General features: G+C 42.9%; 3 protein-coding genes. 2 read left to right on the top strand and 1 reads right to left on the bottom strand.

Translation table 11 applies throughout. The features are described 5' to 3' along the window. Positions 1-73 precede the first annotated feature (73 nt). A complete protein-coding gene (locus tag AABK37_RS41140; protein WP_432557133.1) occupies positions 74-406 on the bottom strand; it encodes a hypothetical protein in 333 nt (110 codons plus the stop codon). Between the two features lie 265 nt (positions 407-671). On the opposite strand from AABK37_RS41140, the gene AABK37_RS41135 reads away from it, so the two are divergent. After that, positions 672-1,436, top strand: coding sequence for a ParA family protein (locus tag AABK37_RS41135; protein ID WP_432557132.1), 765 nt, complete (start codon positions 672-674; stop codon positions 1,434-1,436). Further along, complete coding sequence (locus AABK37_RS41130; protein ID WP_432557131.1) at positions 1,429-1,884, top strand: hypothetical protein; 456 nt, start codon at positions 1,429-1,431, stop codon at positions 1,882-1,884. The genes AABK37_RS41135 and AABK37_RS41130 overlap by 8 nt, the downstream gene beginning before the upstream one ends. The last annotated feature ends 241 nt before the right edge of the window (positions 1,885-2,125 follow it).

The following is a 2,125-nucleotide window of genomic DNA, read 5'->3' as shown; positions in this document are numbered from 1 at the left end:
TTTTTTGCAAATTCGTTTGGCTTATACATATATCACTCATAGACCAGCTATGACTATGAGTGTACAGCTTTGTCTAGGTTATTGGCGACTTAGGACAAACTCCCGCATTCCACCTGTCAAATTCATCTATGTTCATATACGGTACTGCCTTCTGTTGGCTTGGCAGTCGTCCTCGAAAAACAGCTAGACTTTCACAGGCAGCTTGTCCGTTGGCATGTAGTGCATAAAGCCAATCTTCTTCACTGTATCCAAGCCAAAGAGCTGGGAAAAACTCTGGATAAGGACGTTCTAAAAAGATGGGTAGGTTAAGTGCTGGTCGTTCTGCTAATGTAGGGATTTGCTGACCAAGGATGACAGCTCCAGTAAAAATAGAAACAATAGAACGCCAAAAACGTTTAAGCAGCATAGGCGTTGGTAGAATGCAGTAATTCTAACCATACCCCTTAAGACAGCTTATCTCTCGCTGTTCCGTGCTTTCTACATGATTGTTTGCAAATCAATCTCAAGTTTTCTTCATACAATAAAGCAGTCATCATTGAATGACTAAATTATTAAATGTCGTTGTTAATAAATTTATTATTAACTTAAAATCATCAAAGAGTAAATTAGTATTAAACTCTTGATGTGTTTGTTTATTCCAGCGATAACCGCAAAAAACCATAGAGCAAACAATGTTGACCATTACATGTACCTCCCTTTCCGGCGGTCAGGGCAAAACAACGGCTTCTGTCTTTTTGGGGCGAATGCTTGCCCAGGCAGAGCAACGAGTGCTGATGGTGGATGCTGACCCCCAAGCCAACCTCACTTTTTACCTGGGGCATGAAGTGCAAGAAAATCAGCCTACTCTTTTAGAAGTGCTTAAAAAGCAAGTCAGTACCGAAGATGGTATTTACGAAGTGGGGGAAAATCTGTGGCTGATTCCTGCCGATGATGGACTAGATAAAGCCCAAGACTTCTTATCTAGTAGCGGCATGGGGGCGATTGTCCTTAGTAAACGGTTAAAAGAAGTTGCTGATGTCTTCCACTACTGCATCATTGATGCGCCGCCCCAGCGATCGCAAATCTGTCTGACGACAGCGGGAGCGGCTGATTATGTTGTCATCCCGGCGGAAGCAAGCTCTAAGGGGGTTAATTCACTCATCCGCACCCTTGGCTTGATTGAAGAACTGAAAGAGATTGATGCTTTTGCCGGAAGGATACTAGGCATTTTGCCCTTTAGGGATAAGTGGGTTGGGAACAACCAGGCGGCTCAAAGCAAAGCCAGCATCGAGACGATGCGAACAATCGCCGAAACCATTCCCGTACTGCCATCCATTCCAGAATCGGAACAATTCAAAAAAGCCATCGACAAGGGCGTAACCCTGTCCTCTCTCGGCTTTGAACAACTTGAAGCCCCCTTCCAGCAAATTATTGAGGGTTTACAGAAAAATGTCTGATGTTTTTGACCGCTTAAAGAACAAAGCGCGTCCCACCGTGCCAGCCAGAGATACGTCTCTGGCTAAAAAAGAAAATAGTGAAACTCTAAATGACAAAATGACTGAAAGTAGTCATTTATCAAATATGAGGGAACAAGATGCTGATCATGGCGAAGTGTTAAAGGATGGCTCTACTGCCCCCCGTCAAGAGCAGCCAACCGATTCGCCGCAGACTATCCGACGAACCATCCGCCTTGAGGAAGATACTGACAGCAAATTAGAAGCCTTTTGTAACACCCAAAAAATCACCAGGGACAACTTCATCGAAGCGGCTTTTGTGGTGTGTTCGCAAAATGAGAAATTGATGCAAGAAATATTGAAGGAAGCCAAGCAACGTTACCAGCACCGTAAACAGCTTGGTGAACAGCGGAAGTTTCAGACAATGGCTAAGAAAATGAATCTTTCATAAGGATTGAATCTTTTAGTATTCCTCTCGGATCAATCCTGATTCAGCATTCCATATCTCTACAATTCCTGATTTTTCCCGATAAGCCTTTGACAACACATGATATTGTCCAAATGAACAGTTTAAATTTATGTACAATTTCATATACAGCAGATTGCGGGTTTATGAAGTACAGTAACAGCAGTTTGTAAACCAGTTTTTTAGATGCTTGGGATTAACCAAATCGAGTGCTGTAGCAATCAAA

This window comes from Tolypothrix sp. VBCCA 56010 (assembly GCF_050875635.1).
Taxonomy (GTDB): Bacteria; Cyanobacteriota; Cyanobacteriia; order Cyanobacteriales; family Nostocaceae; genus Hassallia.
Note: the sequence above shows the minus strand (reverse complement) of the source record. Positions and strands in the feature narration are given on the sequence as shown.

Bases quoted from the DNA above. Each gene is read 5' to 3' on its own strand.
- AABK37_RS41135 (WP_432557132.1), top strand. From the start codon at position 672: ATGTTGACCATTACATGTACCTCCCTTTCCGGCGGTCAGGGCAAAACA.
- AABK37_RS41130 (WP_432557131.1), top strand. From the start codon at position 1,429: ATGTCTGATGTTTTTGACCGCTTAAAGAACAAAGCGCGTCCCACCGTG.
- AABK37_RS41140 (WP_432557133.1), bottom strand. From the start codon at position 406: ATGCTGCTTAAACGTTTTTGGCGTTCTATTGTTTCTATTTTTACTGGA.